This window comes from Pseudoteredinibacter isoporae (genome assembly GCF_011602085.1).
Taxonomy (GTDB): domain Bacteria; phylum Pseudomonadota; class Gammaproteobacteria; order Pseudomonadales; family Cellvibrionaceae; genus Pseudoteredinibacter; species Pseudoteredinibacter isoporae.
Map to the genome: position 1 here is coordinate 719,757 of NZ_JAAONY010000002.1, position 16,298 is coordinate 736,054.

19 protein-coding genes are annotated in these 16,298 nt (G+C 52.1%); 10 read left to right on the forward strand and 9 right to left on the reverse strand.

Going from position 1 to position 16,298, the window contains the following annotated elements; all coding sequences use genetic code 11:
* The 7 genes from rsxB (at window position 1) to G8768_RS11710 (ending at window position 7,439) form a co-directional block, all read left to right on the forward strand.
* Entirely contained in the window at window positions 1-627 is a 627-nt protein-coding gene (gene rsxB / locus G8768_RS11680) for an electron transport complex subunit RsxB (RefSeq protein WP_166846852.1), read from the forward strand.
* Window positions 624-3,494: an electron transport complex subunit RsxC gene (rsxC, locus tag G8768_RS11685; RefSeq protein WP_167202770.1), complete on the forward strand. Its 2,871-nt coding sequence runs from the start codon at window positions 624-626 to the stop codon at window positions 3,492-3,494. Before rsxB ends, rsxC begins: the two co-directional genes overlap by 4 nt.
* Window positions 3,494-4,546 carry an electron transport complex subunit RsxD gene (gene rsxD, locus G8768_RS11690; RefSeq protein ID WP_166846846.1) on the forward strand — a complete coding sequence of 351 codons (1,053 nt, stop codon included), beginning with the start codon at window positions 3,494-3,496 and terminating at the stop codon, window positions 4,544-4,546. The genes rsxC and rsxD overlap by 1 nt, the downstream gene beginning before the upstream one ends.
* A complete protein-coding gene (rsxG, locus tag G8768_RS11695) occupies window positions 4,543-5,217 on the forward strand; it encodes an electron transport complex subunit RsxG (protein WP_166846843.1) in 675 nt (224 codons plus the stop codon). The genes rsxD and rsxG overlap by 4 nt, the downstream gene beginning before the upstream one ends.
* The gene (locus G8768_RS11700; RefSeq protein ID WP_166846840.1) at window positions 5,210-5,932 is read left to right on the forward strand and encodes an electron transport complex subunit E; all 723 of its coding nucleotides are present in this window, start codon (window positions 5,210-5,212) and stop codon (window positions 5,930-5,932) included. The genes rsxG and G8768_RS11700 overlap by 8 nt, the downstream gene beginning before the upstream one ends.
* Before the next feature lie 49 nt (window positions 5,933-5,981).
* Window positions 5,982-6,686 carry a TetR/AcrR family transcriptional regulator gene (locus G8768_RS11705; protein WP_166846837.1) on the forward strand — a complete coding sequence of 235 codons (705 nt, stop codon included), beginning with the start codon at window positions 5,982-5,984 and terminating at the stop codon, window positions 6,684-6,686.
* 171 nt (window positions 6,687-6,857) lie between these two features.
* On the forward strand, window positions 6,858-7,439 hold the full coding sequence (locus tag G8768_RS11710; RefSeq protein WP_166846834.1) for a DUF4124 domain-containing protein: 582 nt from the start codon (window positions 6,858-6,860) through the stop codon (window positions 7,437-7,439).
* A 104-nt stretch (window positions 7,440-7,543) separates the two neighbouring features.
* Here the strand turns inward: G8768_RS11710 and G8768_RS11715 are convergent, their stop codons facing one another.
* From G8768_RS11715 to G8768_RS11725, 3 genes are all read right to left on the reverse strand, one after another.
* A complete protein-coding gene (locus tag G8768_RS11715; RefSeq protein WP_166846832.1) occupies window positions 7,544-9,112 on the reverse strand; it encodes a SulP family inorganic anion transporter in 1,569 nt (522 codons plus the stop codon).
* A 195-nt stretch (window positions 9,113-9,307) separates the two neighbouring features.
* A complete protein-coding gene (gloA, locus tag G8768_RS11720) occupies window positions 9,308-9,700 on the reverse strand; it encodes a lactoylglutathione lyase (protein ID WP_166846829.1) in 393 nt (130 codons plus the stop codon).
* Window positions 9,701-9,897: 197 nt separating this feature from the next.
* Window positions 9,898-10,386: a hypothetical protein gene (locus tag G8768_RS11725; RefSeq protein ID WP_166846821.1), complete on the reverse strand. Its 489-nt coding sequence runs from the start codon at window positions 10,384-10,386 to the stop codon at window positions 9,898-9,900.
* A 145-nt stretch (window positions 10,387-10,531) separates the two neighbouring features.
* Here G8768_RS11725 and G8768_RS11730 point away from each other — a divergent pair, with 145 nt between their 5' ends.
* The 3 genes from G8768_RS11730 to G8768_RS11740 are packed head-to-tail and all read left to right on the forward strand — an operon-like array spanning window position 10,532 to window position 12,021.
* Window positions 10,532-10,927 carry a VOC family protein gene (locus G8768_RS11730; RefSeq protein WP_166846814.1) on the forward strand — a complete coding sequence of 132 codons (396 nt, stop codon included), beginning with the start codon at window positions 10,532-10,534 and terminating at the stop codon, window positions 10,925-10,927.
* Between the two features lie 24 nt (window positions 10,928-10,951).
* Window positions 10,952-11,488, forward strand: coding sequence for a GNAT family N-acetyltransferase (locus G8768_RS11735; protein ID WP_166846807.1), 537 nt, complete (start codon window positions 10,952-10,954; stop codon window positions 11,486-11,488).
* Between the two features lie 41 nt (window positions 11,489-11,529).
* Window positions 11,530-12,021 (forward strand): GNAT family N-acetyltransferase, encoded by a 492-nt coding sequence (locus G8768_RS11740; RefSeq protein WP_166846801.1) that lies wholly within the window; start codon window positions 11,530-11,532, stop codon window positions 12,019-12,021.
* 33 nt (window positions 12,022-12,054) lie between these two features.
* Here G8768_RS11740 and G8768_RS11745 read toward each other — a convergent pair whose 3' ends face one another.
* From G8768_RS11745 to G8768_RS11770, 6 genes are all read right to left on the reverse strand, one after another.
* Complete coding sequence (locus G8768_RS11745) at window positions 12,055-12,642, reverse strand: c-type cytochrome (protein ID WP_166846794.1); 588 nt, start codon at window positions 12,640-12,642, stop codon at window positions 12,055-12,057.
* Between the two features lie 68 nt (window positions 12,643-12,710).
* Window positions 12,711-13,190 (reverse strand): cytochrome c, class I, encoded by a 480-nt coding sequence (locus G8768_RS11750; RefSeq protein WP_243749491.1) that lies wholly within the window; start codon window positions 13,188-13,190, stop codon window positions 12,711-12,713.
* A gap of 22 nt (window positions 13,191-13,212) precedes the next feature.
* Window positions 13,213-13,752 carry a methylamine dehydrogenase light chain gene (locus G8768_RS11755; protein ID WP_166846788.1) on the reverse strand — a complete coding sequence of 180 codons (540 nt, stop codon included), beginning with the start codon at window positions 13,750-13,752 and terminating at the stop codon, window positions 13,213-13,215.
* A gap of 37 nt (window positions 13,753-13,789) precedes the next feature.
* Window positions 13,790-14,374 (reverse strand): redoxin domain-containing protein, encoded by a 585-nt coding sequence (locus G8768_RS11760; RefSeq protein ID WP_166846781.1) that lies wholly within the window; start codon window positions 14,372-14,374, stop codon window positions 13,790-13,792.
* Complete coding sequence (locus tag G8768_RS11765; RefSeq protein ID WP_166846773.1) at window positions 14,374-14,910, reverse strand: MauE/DoxX family redox-associated membrane protein; 537 nt, start codon at window positions 14,908-14,910, stop codon at window positions 14,374-14,376. Before G8768_RS11765 ends, G8768_RS11760 begins: the two co-directional genes overlap by 1 nt.
* A complete protein-coding gene (locus G8768_RS11770; protein ID WP_166846770.1) occupies window positions 14,910-16,133 on the reverse strand; it encodes an amine dehydrogenase large subunit in 1,224 nt (407 codons plus the stop codon). The genes G8768_RS11765 and G8768_RS11770 overlap by 1 nt, the downstream gene beginning before the upstream one ends.
* Between the last annotated feature and the right edge of the window lie 165 nt (window positions 16,134-16,298).

The following is a 16,298-nucleotide window of genomic DNA, read 5'->3' on the forward strand; positions in this document are numbered from 1 at the left end:
ATGGATCTGAGTAATTTACACCCTCTGTTATTAGCATTATTGGTACTTGGCGGTCTGGCCATTGTGTTTGGTGCTATTCTCGGCTTCGCCGCAGTGCGCTATAAAATCGAAGGCAATCCGATTGTTGATCAGGTTGATAATCTGCTACCGCAAACGCAGTGCGGTCAGTGTGGTCATCCCGGTTGTCGCCCCTACGCCGAAGGCATTGCCAACGGCGAGGAAATTAATAAATGCCCTCCCGGCGGCCAGGAAACCATTAATGCCATCGCCGATTTACTCGGCGTTGATGCCCCCGAGCTGGATGCTGAGCACGGCGCCGAATCCGATGTTCCCCAAGTGGCCTATATTCGAGAGGACGAGTGCATCGGTTGCACCAAGTGCATTCAGGCATGTCCGATGGATGCCATCCTTGGTTCTGCCAAACATATGCACACGGTGATTGTCGACGAATGCACCGGCTGTGACTTATGCGTTGAACCCTGTCCGGTAGATTGTATTGAAATGCGCGATGTAGAAGTTACTTTGAGCAGTTGGAAGTGGCAGCTGCCCTCCCCTCTGGATGGCGTAAGCCAGCAAGGTATTATCGCCACCGATCGTTCTCCCAAAGTTGAGGGCGATGCCGCATGAGCCAGTTAATTTACCCATTGCGTGGCGGTGTTCACCCACCGGAAAATAAAGCCCAGTCCCTGCAAATTGAACTGCAACACAGTGCTATTCCCGAGGAACTGGTTTTGCCTCTGGGCCAACATATCGGTGCACCGGCCGAAGCCATTGTCGAGGTAGGTGACAAGGTGCTGCGCGGACAAATGATCGCTGAGCCGAACGGCCCGTTCAGCGCGGCGATACACGCCAGCAGTTCCGGCGAAGTTATTGCCATCGAACCGCGCCCGATTCCACACAGCTCGGGATTGTGGGGCGACTGCATCGTGATTCGCTGCGATGGCGAAGATCGCTGGGTTCCATTACAGGAAACCGAAAACCCATACGCGCTGGAAGCCGATGATTTATTGCACCGCATTCGCCTGGCTGGAATCGCCGGTATGGGCGGTGCAGGTTTTCCTACTGCCGTAAAACTGCGACCACCAGCCACCAGCCCAATCGATACGTTGATTATTAATGGCACCGAGTGCGAGCCTTACATCACCGCCGACGATGTTCTGATGCAAGAACGTAGCGACGATATAATTCGTGGCTGTGCACTCCTCGCCCACATTCTTGGTGAGCCGGACAATATCCTGATTGGTGTTGAAGACAACAAGCCCAAGGCCATTGCTGCGCTGGAACAATCGCTGAAGAATCTGGATGCCAGTGAAGTTCCCGGCATCGATCACATTCAAGTGGTCAGCTTTCCCACCAAATACCCTTCCGGTGGCGAAAAGCAATTGATTCAAATCCTAACAGGCAAGGAAGTGCCCAGTGGCGGCCTGCCAGCTCACATTGGCATTGTGCTGCAAAATGTCGGCACCACTGTTGCAATCTGGGAAGCCATCAAATTTGGCAAGCCACTCACCGAACGAATCACCACCGTGGTCGGCGAAAGTCTGCAGCAACAAGGCAATACCCTGGTGCGAATCGGCACCCCCAGCGACTTTGTACTCAAACAGTTTGGTTTCAGTGAACAAGATTGCGCTCGCCTGATTGCCGGCGGACCGATGATGGGCTTTAGCCTGCCCGACATCAACGCTCCGATTGTCAAAACCAGCAACTGTCTGCTGGCCCCAAGCCATCAGGAAATGCCTGACCCGGAACCGGCGCAAGCCTGCATTCGTTGTGGCCATTGCGCAGAAGCCTGCCCGGCAAGTCTTCTGCCCCAGCAGTTGTACTGGTATGCGCAAGCTAAAGATCACGATCGCCTGCAAGCCCACAACCTGATGGATTGTATCGAATGCGGTGCCTGCGCCTATGTTTGCCCAAGCAGTATTCCTCTGGTGCAATATTACCGCGCTTCAAAAGGCGAAATTCGCCAGGCCGCCATTGATAAAGAAAAATCAGATCGCTCCCGTCAGCGTTTTGAGTTCCGTCAAAAACGTATTGAAGCCGCCGAGGCCGAAAAAGAAGCCAAGCGCCTGGCTCGCAAAAAAGCCGCCGAAGCGGCCAAAGCCGCGGCCAAACCGGCTCCGGGAACCGCCCCTTCCGACCCAGTGGCCGCCGCGATGGCCCGCGTACAAGCCCAGCAGGATGATCCGGCCGAGCAATTGGCAAAACTGGAACGCGCCTTCAACAACGCCACCAATCGTGCCAAAAGCGCTGAAGAAAAATGGCAGCAAGCCGAGGCAGACGACCAGAAAGCCAAGCTTGAGGCTCGCTTCAAGCAGGCTCAAGTGCGCATGAAAGATGCCGAAGCCAAACTGACCGAATTCAAACAGAAGCAACAATCGACAAGTGCGTCTGTAGACAGCGATGATCCGATCGAACGCGCCAAAGCAAAAGCTCAGCAGCGCCTGAGTATGTCGCCATTGGAAAAAGCCCGGAAGAATCTGGAAACCCTGCAAGAACGCCTGAAAAAAGCGGAACAAAAAGCCGCTGAAGCCGACGATGACAAACGCGATGCCTTGAATGCAGCAAGCGATAAGCTGAAGCAGAAAATTGAAGCCGCCGAACAAGAACTCAAAGACCTGCAAGCCAGCACCACCGTGCCGGAGGCAAATGCCGTCGACCCGGACAGCATCGAAGATCCAATCGAACGGGCAAAAGCAAAAGCCCAGCAACGACTGAGTATGTCGCCACTGGAGAAAGCCCGGAAAAATCTGGAAGCCATGGGCGAGCGCTTGAAAAAAGCGGAACAAAAAGCTGCGGAAGCCGACGAAGACAAAAAAGCAGCAATGGATTCAGTGGTTGATAAACTCAAGCAGAAAATCTGCGATCTGGAACAGGAAATCAATGAGCTGCAAGCAGCGGCCCCTGCCCCTGCCCCTGCCCCTGCCCCTGCCCCTGCCCCTGCCCCTGCCCCTGAAAAACAGTCTGCCGTTGATCCTGACAGCATTGAAGACCCTATTGAGCGGGCGAAAGCCAAGGCCATGCAGCGCCTGACGATGTCGCCAACTGAAAAACTGCAGAGCAGCCTGAAATCCCTGGAAGCCCGCTTGAGCAAAAGCGAAGAAAAGCTGGCCGCTGCGACCGATGATCAACGTTCTGCACTGGAAGCGGCCGTCGCCAAGTTGCAGGACAAGATTGCTACCGTAAAACAGGAAATCAGCGAAGCAGAGTCGGCTGAAAATGCTGGCAAAGAAAACACGCCGGAACCCGAAGTGGTCTCAGCTGTGGAAGATGCCGCTGCAGCCGCAATCGCCAAGGCGAAAGAAAAGGCTGCTGCCCAGGCCAACATGAGCCCGGAAGAAAAACAGCAGGCGCAGATAGATTCTCTGAAACAGCGAATCGATAAAGCCCAGCTTCGTCTGGATAATGCGCTTGCCGAAAACAGTGATAATATTGATGCGTTCAAGCTGGGGCTTGAAAAGCTGCAAAACAAACTTGCCGAATTGGAGGCCGAATAATGTCTTTCCTGCGCGCCAGTTCGCCACATGCCCACGGCCGAGTGGATACTCAATCGGTTATGCGTACCGTTATTCTGGGAACTCTACCCGGGCTTGCGGCACTGACTTACTTCTTTGGTATCGGCAGTTTAATCAACATCACCCTGGCACTTATTTTTTGCCTGGGTGCTGAGGCTGCCATTTTAAAACTGCGCAAGCGCCCTCTTGGCTTTTACCTGCGCGATTACAGCGCTGCGGTCACCGCCGTACTGCTTGGCTTGGCGCTGCCCCCCTATTGCCCCTGGTGGGTGGTCATGGTCGCCAGTTTGAGCGCCATCGTTCTCGCCAAACAGCTTTATGGCGGCATGGGTTACAACCCCTTTAACCCCGCCATGGTGGGCTATGTGGTGGTATTGATTTCATTCCCGCTGCAAATGAGTCAATGGCCTACTCCGCTCCCGCTGGCCGAACAACTGCCGTCAGTGGGTGCTGCCCTGCAACAAGTCTTTAGCAGTGAAGGCCTTGATGCCTACACCAGCGCCACCGCATTGGACATCGTGAAGCAAAACAATAGCCAGCTGATGAATCAGGTTTACGCGGACAATGCCTTGCTTCGAGAGGGTGCCCTCGCAGGCGCCGGCTGGGAATGGGTCAACCTCGGCTTTTTAATGGGTGGTTTATACCTGCTCTATAAAAAAGTATTTACCTGGCATGCGCCGCTCAGCATGCTCGCCGCACTCAGCCTTTGCGCATTGCTCGGTTACGATTCCGGCAGTTCCCAATCCGGAGGCTCACTGGCTCTGCATTTGTTCAGTGGCGCCACTATGCTCGGGGCATTCTTTATTATTACAGACCCGGTCAGCTCAACGGTATCGACTCGCGGGCGCATTATTTTTGGTGCCGCCATTGGCGTACTGGTCTATATCATTCGCGTGTTGGGCAACTATCCGGATGCGGTTGCCTTCGCCGTTCTGCTGATGAATTTCGCCGCACCGTTTATTGATTACTACACCGTACCGCGCAGCTACGGTCACGATAAAGCGCGCCGGGCGACGGAGAAGCAAGAGCCATGACCTTAGGCAATTCCATTGGAAGAAACGCCATTATTCTCGGCGCCTTTGCCCTGCTGACCGCAGCCGTGCTGGCTGGGACTCAATTGTTGACCAAAGATCGCATTGCCGCGGAACAGCGTAAAGCCGCCGAGCAAGCTCTGCTGGAAATTATCTCCAGCCTGCCGGAAAAACACGACAACGATATGCTGGCCGAATCTCTCGACATTCCCAAAAGCCTGCAGGAAAGCTTGTCCTGGCGAGACGCTGAAAAAGTGTATATCGCCAAAAAAGGCGAGCAGGTTTTGGCCTACCTTGTTCCAGCCATTGCACCGGATGGATACAGTGGCGACATTAAAATTCTGATCGGCATTACGCCCAACGGCCTTGTCACCGGTGTGCGAGTTCTGGCCCACAAAGAAACACCTGGCCTGGGTGACAAAGTCGAACTGAAGAAGAGTGACTGGATTTTAAGCTTCACCGGTCGCAGCTTGACACCTGAGAACGAAAGCACCTGGGCCGTGAAAAAAGATGGTGGTGATTTCGACCAGTTTACGGGAGCAACCATTACCCCCCGCGCTGTGGTAAATCAGGTTAAAGCTTCGGTACAGGCATTCAGCCAGTGGCTGAAAACCAAAGACGCTGACGATCAACGCGAACATTCCATCGCCAAAGTAGAATCGAGCCATGAGTGATAAAACCGTAAACTACGCTGACATCAGCAAGAACGGCCTCTGGACCAATAACCCTGCACTGGTCCAGCTACTGGGCTTGTGCCCGCTGCTTGCTGTTACCGGCTCAGTGGTGAATGCTCTTGGCCTGGGGCTGGCAACCCTACTGGTATTGCTTGGTTCCAATATCAGCGTGTCCCTGATTCGCCACGCAGTGAGCGATGCCGTGCGATTGCCGGCCTTCGTGATGATTATCGCCTCTTTCACCACCGCTACCGAGCTACTGATGCAGGCGTTCACCTACGAGCTGTATCAGATTCTGGGGATTTTTATTCCACTGATCGTTACCAATTGCACCATTCTAGGTCGCGCTGACGCCTTCGCCAGTAAAAACGGTGTGCTCGCCTCAACCGTCGATGCCATTATGATGGGCCTGGGTTTTCTGATTGTTTTGCTGCTTTTGGGCGCGGCTCGCGAATTACTCGGGTCCGGTACCTTGTTTGCGGGCATGGACCTTCTCTTGGGCCCGCTCGCAGCGGATTGGGAAATCTCGGTGTTTGGCCAGGAATACCCTGGCTTACTCGTCGCCTTGCTGCCACCCGGTGCCTTTATTGTGACTGGCTTTTTGATTGCCGCCAAAAACGCGGTAGATCACTACCAGCAAGAAAAGGCCAAAGCCAAGCAAGCACCCAAAACTACAGGCAGCCGACGGGTTCGCACCACCGGGCATATTAGCTAAACTTATTAGCGAAAATACATATAGCTCAGTGAAGGCGGACTCACTCATCATGGCAGGTGAAAAAGACAGCGAAAAACAAGATCTGGCGATTGAGATCAAAGGCCGCCAGCCTCGACGGGCAAACAGTCGACATCGTCGCCGGGAAATTCTCGAAGCGACTCTGCGGATCATCGCCCGCGATGGTATTCGTTCTGTTCGCCATCGCGCCATTGCCAAAGAAGCTGAAGTCCCCCTTTCGGCGACGACCTACTACTTCAAAGACATCAAAGATCTGATTAACGATGCCTTCGGTCTCTTTATTGAAGAGAGCCAGGTACGCAATGCCTGGCTAAAAGAACAAACCTTCGCTCTCTACCAGAACAAGCTGGCAACCCGGGGCGAAAACACGCTGTCCCCCGAACTGCTTGAAAGCTTGTCTATCGATGCGTCCACTCTGGTGCTGGAGCATATTCGCCGTCAGGTGGACGATGTTCAGTCCCGCCGCCTGGAACATGCTTTTCTCAACGAAACCCTCCACAACCGCAGTCTGGAAGAGAAGTATCAGGTACTGCGCGGAGAAATCTTACAGGCCATTCAGCAATTTCTCGAACTGCTGGGTAACGATGCTCCCGAAGCCGATGCCCATTCACTGCATGGCATTATCCAGTGGCTGGAATACCTGCTCGTGGTCGAGAACTGTCCCGAGAACTGGCAACTCGCCGAGAGCACCCTGCAACGCCATATTCAGCGCCTCTTCAGCCCAATAGAAAAATAATGTTTCCCGAATGTGCACCTGAACGGTTCAATCTACCGATTGAACGGTTTTAAGTGCCCATGGATTTGAGGTGGGGTTAACAGGTTTCCATTCCCCAATAATGCTAATATGATCTGATCAACCGGTGTGGTGAGTCCGGCTACAAAGTGTCAGATCCGAAGGTTTACCAGGATGAACCCAGCAACCCTGCAACACCCCAGCCCCGCATTCTTTCACAGACCCTTTGGCCATATCATTTGCGCCCTGAGTTTGTTTATCGCCAGCCTCGAAACCCAGGCGCAGATATATCGCTGGCAGGACGAATCCGGCAAGTTTCAATACAGTGATAAACCTCGTCCCGGCGCTACCCTGATCAAGGAAGCGGAGGAAAAACCGGCCGAAGTTCTGGAAGCCCTGCCCGCCCAGCAACAGGAGCAGCAAACCGATATTGTCCAGGGCGAAGGTAAGGAAGCACTGCAGCAAGATATCGCCAGTAAGTCAGAAGACGACAGTGACATTGTCAGCGTTCAGCCAGCACCACAGTCCACCGTGCAGCCAAAAGAAGTCAGTAGCAGCATGAGTGAAAGTGATCAGGCCCGCCTCAAGGAGCTCAGCCGAAAACACCGCCGTTGCGCCAGCAGTCGAACGCGGATGAGCAAACTGCAAACCCAATTTCAGCAACGCAAGCTGGAAGGTGCTCCTGAGCAGACTCTGGATTATTTGCAGCGCTCAATCGCTCGACAAGACAAGCTGGTTAGCCGCGATTGCAGCTGAATACCACGCGCAGAACCATAGGCTCTGAGAACGATCAAAAGGGAAAATGAGAAAAGAATATCAGGAGGTGATTGATTTCCACCTCCTGATTGAACGCTCCCGCCTTAGGCCAGAACGTCGGTAGCAACACGGTAGTTTGGATCTTCCAGTACATTCACTTCGCAAAGATCACCCGCATTCTTCAATAGTTTACGGCACTCAGGGCTCAAGTGACGCAGATGCAGCGTCTTGCCTTCTTTCTGATAACGCAGAGCCAGTGCATCCAATGCTTCGATGCCGGAATGGTCACTGACACGTGAGCGCTTGAATTCAATAACCACATGCTCAGGGTCATTCTTTGGATCAAATAACTCACGGAAGTGGCTCACCGAACCGAAGAAAATCGGACCACGCAGGTCATACACCTTGTAACCGTTCTCGTCGACATAGGTATCCACCATAATGTGTTTGGCGTGCTTCCAGGCAAACACCAGGGCTGAAACGATCACACCGATAATCACGGCAATCGCCAGGTCGTACATCACAGTGACACCGGAAACCAGAATCAAGATAAAGGCATCGGATGGTGGAATCTTGCGTATGATGCGAAGAGAAGACCATTCGAAAGTACCCAGTACCACCATAAACATGATGCCAACCAACGCGGCCAGCGGAATCATTTCAATGTATTGGGCGCCGAACAGGATAAAGGCCAGCAATACCAGCGCTGCGGTAATGCCCGACAAACGACCACGGCCACCGTTGTTAATATTGATCATACTCTGACCGATCATGGCGCAGCCGCCCATGCCACCGAAGACACCATTAACGCTGTTGGCAATGCCCTGGCCAACGCACTCGCGGTTACCCTGACCGCGGGTTTCGGTAATTTCGTCGATCAGGCTCAGCGTCAGCAACGATTCAATCAAGCCGATAGCGGCGATAATGGCGGCGTACGGCAGGATGATCCACAGAGTTTCCAGCGTCATGGGAACAGCCGGAATCGCAAAACTGGGCAGCTCACCTTTCAGAGTTGCAGTGGCGGCTTCTTCTGCGGGCAGGCTGTCACGAACGAAGTCGATCACCGAGCGAGCTTCCAGATCGAGACCTATCACAATCATCGTTACGGCAATAATTGCGACCAAACCCGCCGGTACAGCCGTTGTCAGCTTAGGAAGAAAGTGAACAATGGCCATAGTCAGAGCGATCAGCCCCACCATAATCATCAGCGCTTCACCCTGCATCCACTCCATGCCACCTGCGCCCTGCACTTTAAACTGGCCTAGCTGAGCCAGGAAAATAACAATCGCCAGACCATTAACAAAGCCCAGCATGACCGGGTGCGGCACCATGCGAATAAACTTACCCAGCTTCAGCACACCTGCGAGAATCTGAATCACACCGGCCAGCAGTACTGCGGCGAACAGATATTGCACGCCATGCTGAGCAACCAGTGAGACCATAACCACCGCCGTGGCACCCGTCGCACCGGAGATCATTCCGGGACGGCCACCGAAGATAGCGGTCAGCAAGCCCATCATGAAGGCCGCGTACAAGCCCACCATCGGCTCAACACCCGCAACAAAGGCAAAGGCTACCGCTTCGGGAACCAGCGCCAACGCTACCGTGGTGCCCGACAGGACATCATTTTTAACATTATATTGATTCGCTTTTTCGTGAATCAGATTAAACATGTGAGCCTCAAATTATCAGAGTGCATTGCTATTGCCTGGGCGAACCCTCATAGGGCCCGTACATTACGGATTCGATAGTGAAGTGTAGACCAAGGCTGAAAAGGGGCCGGATTCTAACAGGTTTTGCAGGCGCAACCAATGAACAGTCCGGGCTAGAGCCCGGCCGAAGCGAAATCAGAAAGGAATCCGTTGTGGCTATTGCAAGCCGCGTTTGCCCAGCAGCTGAATAGCATAGCCATCCGGGTCTTCACAGAAGGCCAGAATCGAGGTTCCCGCCTTCATTGGGCCAGCCTCGCGGGTTACCTGCCCACCAGCGGCACGAATCTGCTCACAGGCCTGATAGACGTCCTCAACCTCAATGGCAATATGGCCGTAGGCATTGCCGAGATCGTAGTTTCCGGACGCCCAGTTATAGGTCAATTCAAGAACGGTGTTGCTTGCCTCATCACCATAGCCCAGGAACGCCAGGGTAAACTCGCCCTCGGGATACTCCTGCAGGCGCAGTAACTGCATTTGCATAACCTTTGTATAAAAGGCAATCGAGCGCTCAAGATTGGCGACCCGCAACATTGTGTGCATCAAACGCATAGTCCGCTTCCATAACAGATCTTTTTTTGCCCATTTGCCACAGGAATTCTCAAATGGGTAGCCGACTATGCGCCACTACTTTTCCGAGGTCAAGAGACATTCCACAAGAAATAGATTCTAATCAAAAATCCCCTCTTGGCCCCATCACGGAAACTTACTCGTCAGGATTGCTTAATTTATCAGGCTTATAAAACTGATCAAAAACCCAGTGTCACCTGCAGCTTGCCTGACGGCCGGTGCTTGTATTTTTTGTGCTTGTAATGATGGTGGTTGTACGGCTGATAATTGTAGCGCTGACCATTGTGAACGTAGACCTTGGTCGTGTAACTGCCAGTGCCCACAATGAAATAGGTACCGTACACCGAGGAATAACGGTAACGAGAGGTTGGGCAGTAACTGTGAGCATGCTCTACGTAGTAACGGTGTCCATGATCGTTGTGATAATGCCCGTGCTTATGCCCATAGCTGTGGCCATGGTCGTGGTGATGGTGGGGCCGGTGTTGATGCCCTCGACCTCGCCGCCAATGCTTGGCACCTTTATGCCCCTTAATCGCAAATTGCTTTACCTTGGGCGCATGCTGGTAAACCTTTTTAGATTGCTGCTGGTGATAGCCATGGGCTATCAGCTGACTGGAAAGCCCCATTGCCACCAGGGCCAGTGAGATTGTCGATAATCGCTTTAGCATAATCGCCTCCCGGGCCTTAGCCCTGAAAATATCAACGTATTTCAGCAAAGCTGCGAGTCAACGCTAAATCAGAAATATTAACTTGACCTTAACGGCTAGCCCATTAGAGACTTGCGGATACTATTTATATCCCTGAGGTTTGCCCATGGTCTTACCTACTGATACTCCCAGAATCTGCGCGTATTTTTTTGTGCAGAATGCCCAAGCGTTTATTGAGTTTACACAAAAAGCCTTTGCAGCCGAAGAACTCGGCCGTATGGAAGAAGAAGGCCTGATCCGCAATGCCCAGCTTCGAATAAGGGATTGCACTTTTATGGTGAGTGAAGCGACGGGGATTGGCCCGCTTCAACAAAGCCAATATCTCTATGTGGATGATGTTGACCAAACCATGGAGCAAGCCTGTGCGGCCGGCGCTGAGCGCTTGTTCGACGCCGAAGATATGCCCTACGGTGACCGCCAGGGAGGGATTAAAGACCCTTTTGGCAATTACTGGTGGGTATCAAAACGACTCACTCAGGAACCCTACTACCCCACGGAATAAATCAGCAGGAGCGCAACACTGAGAATGATTGCACTAAAACACTTTCCACTTTCAACAGAACGCACCACCATTCGCCAGGCCAGCATTGAAGATGCCGCCTTTTATCTGGAACTGATGACCTCTGAGGGTTGGCTTGAAAATATTGGCGACCGCGGTATCTATAAGCTCGCCGACGCCGAAGCCCACATTCAAAATAATATTCTGAAGTCGTATCAGGACAATGGCTTCGGCATGTACGTGATTTGCGATGCCGATGGCGATGCTATTGGCAGTGTAGGTTTTATCGATCGCCCGACACTGGAACACGTGGATATTGGCTACGCCTTTTTGCCAAAAGCGTTCGGAAAGGGTTACGCCATCGAAGCCTGCCGCTGTGTATACCAGTATGGTGTCGAACAACTTGGCATCAAGCCCATTGTAGCCATCACCGCTTCGCACAATGAACGATCGGGAAATTTATTACTCAAGCTTGGTTTTAAACGCCTGGATGATATCTGCCTTCCCGACAGCGGCGAAAGCGTGCATTATTACGTTGATCAACAACACCCTGAATACGCCTAGCGTGTTCAGGAACCCTTTTTATTTCAACAGTATCGATCTCTATGTCCAGCAATAAATCCGCCGAGCAATACCCTTATACTCAAATGACTGCCATTAACAATGTGGAAGTGCCCCATGTGAATCATTTGGAAACCGAAGCGTTTTATCAACTGCTGGAATCCGCCGACTATTGCGAATGCTTGCAGGATGACGACGAAGAAATATTTGGTTTTCTTGTCGCGTTTAAAGATCAGAATGAGGATTATCAGGGCTTCAACTTTCAGTGGTTTCAAAAAAACGCCGCCAGTTTTCTGTACATCGATCGTATCATCGTGGCGCCCTGGGCTCGAAGCCAGGGTATCGGCAAGCGTCTATATGAAGCCGCCGCCAGCTGGTGCCGGAAAAACGATATTCAGAATCTGGTTTGCGAAGTGAATCAATCACCGCCCAATCCTAACTCTCACCACTTTCATCAGGCTTTGGGGTTTTCGGCGCTTGAAAATGTACAACATCCGGAAGGAAAAACAGTGACCATGTATCAATGGTCACTGTAGTATCGAAGGGGGTTTTCGAAGGAACTGACGAACCTACTGAGCTGCGTAGTATTCTGCGACGGCCTTGCTTTGCTCGTCAGTCAATTCACCCGCAATTACTTTCATGATTGGGTGCTTACGCTTGCCACTGCGATAGTCACGCAGCTGTTTCAGCAGATAGGTGGCTTTCTGTCCCGCAAGATTTGGCCACAACTCATCAACGGTTTCACCCTGCATACCGTGACAGGATACACATCGGGCACGAACATGGGCGCCCGGCATTTCAAGAGTGTTTTTAGCAACCTTCGCTTTGGCACGTGGCTGAGACGCATAGTATTCAGCCAGCGCATCAATCTGCTTATTCGTCAACGACTGCACGAAAGGCTTCATGGTCGGTTCAATTCGAACACCATCTCGAATATGGCGTATTTCCTGAGCAAGATAACCGGCTTTTTGTCCAGCCAGGTTTGGCCAGATTTCATTGCTGGATTGCCCTTTCATACCATGACAGGTCGCGCACATTTGAAGTTGCGGTTTTATATCAACAGCCAGTGCGTCAAAAGCAAAAAACGAAAGCAGCACGGCCATCGCTGTGCGGCGCACATTGCTGAAAGACGTTTGCTTAAAGAGGGAAAACATCATAGCTTGATTCTCTATATAGCCAATCATCGGTTATGGCGTTCAAACGCCAATTTATTTTATACAGCCAATTACTTAAGCGGTTGCGCCGGCAGCTCTTTGATGATGCCTTTCTGCAACATGTCATTGAGCAGTTTCTTACGAAACTCGAAGGCTTCAAAAAGCGGTTCCTGGCGAAGCTTGGCCACTTCTTCCACCGTGTAGGGCTTGAAGTTTTCCGGCAGACTGTCACCGGAAATGTTCATCACAATCCAGTTCAGGGCTTCCGTCAGCTGCTCATCGTTTAAAGCCGCATTGGCTGAACCTGGCACTTGCACCAAATAGTTTCGTCCGGCCTCAAATTTTAAAAAATGACCCACGAAGCCATTCATGTGAGGCACGGCTTTCTCGCCTTCGCCAGCCGGGCCATGACAGCCGCGGCAAAACATTTTGTAATTGAACTCGGCGCGTTGTTCCCGCTGCTCAGCCGTGAGAGGCGGCTTGGTTTCTGCAGCCCAAAGAGAAGATGTGGGCAATACAGCAATCAGCAGGGGCGCGAGCGTTTTCATCATTGCTACTCGCATGTTTTTTACCCTACTGTTCGAAAGCCAAACCAACGACAATCGCCGTTGAACAATGGTAAACCGAACTGTTTGCACCCAGGCACCAGTTTACATCGTTCGATTTGTCCGCACGGTACAAAGGACGATCACCCTCGTCTCGCTGACACAGACAGCTACCACATTGAGTAGTGCCACAACAGTCGTTGTAGGAAATTACATAGTTGCGACCATCGACCGGGTTACGGCAGGTACCGATCCAGGTAATGGGCGACATTTCCGTGCCCGGTGGACAAGTGTTGTAGGTACCACCACAGCACTCGCATAGAAAGCCATCAACCGCGCAGTAACGCCAGTAGTCACAACTGGCCGGATCACCGGCTTCGCTGTCCTGGGGCAAGCGATTATCCTGGGGCAACTTCTGGCCACCATCGGCGGCTCGCGCCACTGGCAATAAAGGTATGGAACCCGCGCCGACCAATGCCGCCCCCAAGCCGCGAATAAAACCACGACGGGAACCTTTTTGGGCCGCAGAACGAGCTGTTTTTTCAAATAACTTATCGAATATGGACATGAATCAAGCCTCTACTCTGTTGTTCTTATGAGAGCGCTTACCGCCCTGCCATATACTCTTGGATGGAAGCCACGTCACGCTCTTTGGCTTCGAATAAACTGTCCAGGTGCTCGCGGGAATTCACGATGCCCATGGATGCAACATTGCCCTGCTCATCAATCAGTACCGCGTAAGGAAGCTTCGCTACACCATAGGTTTTGCCCAGCAACTCAGACACAATATACGGAAAGCCACCAAGATCCTGGGCCTTCGCAAAAGCTTGATGATCGTGCTGCTTGCCGTCACTGGCCAGAACCAGATCCAACCACTCGGATTCGGCCGCCGCTGCGGAACGCAGAGCCGGCAAGAGGGTTTTACAAATCGGGCAATCCGGGGACACCCAGAAAATCAGTTGGGATTTGTCGCGGCTGCCACCGATGTTCACCAACTGGTTTGCTAACGCCTGCAAGGAAAGCTCTGGTGCCTTTTGACCGACTTCGAGCTTCTGATTCATCGCCAGCGCACCCGCTGGTGCAACGCGCTCATAAAGCACACCGATCTGGCGAATCAGGGCATAATTGATAATCGCCATGACAATCAGACCAATCCACAAAGCGATATTGGATACGACGAGAAATTCCATTAACGAGACCTCATTGCTTCTATGCGTTGGGCATTGGCCAACAGACCTTCCCAACAGCTGTAAGCCAAACTAAATACAATAGCTAATGCCAGGGACAGCCACATCTCGGCAGCCATGACATAGGGCTCGCTGGCGGCAAATAAAGCCAGCAAAGCCAAAACCAGATTGCGCCACAACAATGCCGGACTGATCTTCAAACCCACTGCCGGGCCGGAACAACCACAATCCATATCACGCTTGCCCTGTAACCACTGGGCACTGAGCAGCGCTCCATATGTCAGCATCAGTATTGCACAGGCAATTGCGGCAACGGTTTTGCTGATCGGCAGCAGCAGGCCCACGGCTATCAGAATTTCCACCACTGCAATGGCACGCACCATGGCAATGCCCTGTAGGGGCTTTGGTACGTAGGCATAATCCAGCATCAGATTTTCATAATAACGCTGATTATCCGACATCAACTTATGTCGTGCCGCGTGTAAAAGCAGCCAAACGAAAAACAGCGCTACCGCTTGTGCCAGCAGTGAAACCAACATCAGTAGGCCTTGTTCACGAGCAGTGGCGTGACATTACCAAAATCGGAAATCGTCTGGATCAGACTGCCGTCTTTCGGGTCGATAATGTCCAGATTCAAATCACCATTGGTCACGACCAACTTAGGTTGTTTTCCGCGGGTCACAGCAATAGAAATGCCCCAACCTGGCAATTTGATTTTGCGGAGACGCTTCTTGGTTTTCGGGTCAATAATCCAAACGTGGCTGCCGCCATGGGTCTGTGTACCATCCGCGCCGTTTTCATGGGCGATGATATACATCAGGCCCTGATCATCTTTATCATTCAGCACCAAGCCGCCTGGACGCCAATTCGTCTTGCGCTCTTCCGCAGTCACCAACTCCCAGGTTTCAACAAATTTGGCCACTTCACCGCGCAGATCCACGGTATGCATCTTGCCAGCAAAGCCCGGGAAGTACGCCATGCCATCAATAATAGCCGGACGTTCAAAGATCGGGGTTTTGTCGGTGTCAAAGAATGGCTTGATGCGCTGCTGTGAAGCCTTCTTACCGGATTTGTCCAGCACTGTGGTCAACAAACCACCGTTGCTGCACAGTGAGGTTACGCTGCGCTCCCCTGTTGGGTAGGTCAATACACAACCGGGAGTACCGATTACATCGACAACTTCACGGGTATCCAGATCGACCACGGAAAAAGACGCCGCAGGGCTGAAGTTCGCCACGTATAAAAAGCGTTCGTCTTTTGACAAACCCATAGAATAACGCTCGGGCAATGCGGTCAAGCGAGTGGCATCTTCCCAAACGATTTCCTTTAAAATTTTAAAGGTGTTTTTATCGTAAATCGCCAATACATCTTCACGAGGGCCGCGTGAGCCACGTGCATGGAAAGATTCCATGATATAGAACTCATTGCGATTTTGGGCTGCCTTAAAGTTACCCAAAAGGTTTTTGTCCGCAATCGCTTTAATGCGCTTGGTCGGATTCTTCTCATCAACATCAAGAAGAATGATCTTACCGCCAAACATACTGAAGAAAGCGGCTTCATCCACATACATCCAGGATTCCGGGAAATTGGCTGGCAACGTTCGCACAGCGCCGGTTTCTTCAATCGGTAACGGGGGCAAATCAGGACGCGGGGCTTTCTCTGGCGCCTGTTTGGCAGCCGCAAAGGCCAGGGATGACAGCAAAACTGAAGATGCCAGAACACTGCAAGCGCCCAGACGGAGCGCGCTCCTTAGAGATTTCATAATCGATTCCACGGCATTTTTATCGTTTATTATTCGCTGGGGTCATATTGCAACTTGGATAACAACATGCCACCAACAACATCATACCCCATAACATACCGGCATGGGATAAACGGATCTAGTCTGTAAGCGAAGCAAAAACTTGTCTGACTGTGCAAAGCGCCC

Bases quoted from the DNA above. Each gene is read 5' to 3' on its own strand.
- rsxB (WP_166846852.1), top strand. From the start codon at position 1: ATGGATCTGAGTAATTTACACCCTCTGTTATTAGCATTATTGGTACTT.
- rsxC (WP_167202770.1), top strand. From the start codon at position 624: ATGAGCCAGTTAATTTACCCATTGCGTGGCGGTGTTCACCCACCGGAA.
- rsxD (WP_166846846.1), top strand. From the start codon at position 3,494: ATGTCTTTCCTGCGCGCCAGTTCGCCACATGCCCACGGCCGAGTGGAT.
- rsxG (WP_166846843.1), top strand. From the start codon at position 4,543: ATGACCTTAGGCAATTCCATTGGAAGAAACGCCATTATTCTCGGCGCC.
- G8768_RS11700 (WP_166846840.1), top strand. From the start codon at position 5,210: ATGAGTGATAAAACCGTAAACTACGCTGACATCAGCAAGAACGGCCTC.
- G8768_RS11705 (WP_166846837.1), top strand. From the start codon at position 5,982: ATGGCAGGTGAAAAAGACAGCGAAAAACAAGATCTGGCGATTGAGATC.
- G8768_RS11710 (WP_166846834.1), top strand. From the start codon at position 6,858: ATGAACCCAGCAACCCTGCAACACCCCAGCCCCGCATTCTTTCACAGA.
- G8768_RS11715 (WP_166846832.1), bottom strand. From the start codon at position 9,112: ATGTTTAATCTGATTCACGAAAAAGCGAATCAATATAATGTTAAAAAT.
- gloA (WP_166846829.1), bottom strand. From the start codon at position 9,700: ATGCGTTTGATGCACACAATGTTGCGGGTCGCCAATCTTGAGCGCTCG.
- G8768_RS11725 (WP_166846821.1), bottom strand. From the start codon at position 10,386: ATGCTAAAGCGATTATCGACAATCTCACTGGCCCTGGTGGCAATGGGG.
- G8768_RS11730 (WP_166846814.1), top strand. From the start codon at position 10,532: ATGGTCTTACCTACTGATACTCCCAGAATCTGCGCGTATTTTTTTGTG.
- G8768_RS11735 (WP_166846807.1), top strand. From the start codon at position 10,952: ATGATTGCACTAAAACACTTTCCACTTTCAACAGAACGCACCACCATT.
- G8768_RS11740 (WP_166846801.1), top strand. From the start codon at position 11,530: ATGTCCAGCAATAAATCCGCCGAGCAATACCCTTATACTCAAATGACT.
- G8768_RS11745 (WP_166846794.1), bottom strand. From the start codon at position 12,642: ATGATGTTTTCCCTCTTTAAGCAAACGTCTTTCAGCAATGTGCGCCGC.
- G8768_RS11750 (WP_243749491.1), bottom strand. From the start codon at position 13,190: ATGATGAAAACGCTCGCGCCCCTGCTGATTGCTGTATTGCCCACATCT.
- G8768_RS11755 (WP_166846788.1), bottom strand. From the start codon at position 13,752: ATGTCCATATTCGATAAGTTATTTGAAAAAACAGCTCGTTCTGCGGCC.
- G8768_RS11760 (WP_166846781.1), bottom strand. From the start codon at position 14,374: ATGGAATTTCTCGTCGTATCCAATATCGCTTTGTGGATTGGTCTGATT.
- G8768_RS11765 (WP_166846773.1), bottom strand. From the start codon at position 14,910: ATGTTGGTTTCACTGCTGGCACAAGCGGTAGCGCTGTTTTTCGTTTGG.
- G8768_RS11770 (WP_166846770.1), bottom strand. From the start codon at position 16,133: ATGAAATCTCTAAGGAGCGCGCTCCGTCTGGGCGCTTGCAGTGTTCTG.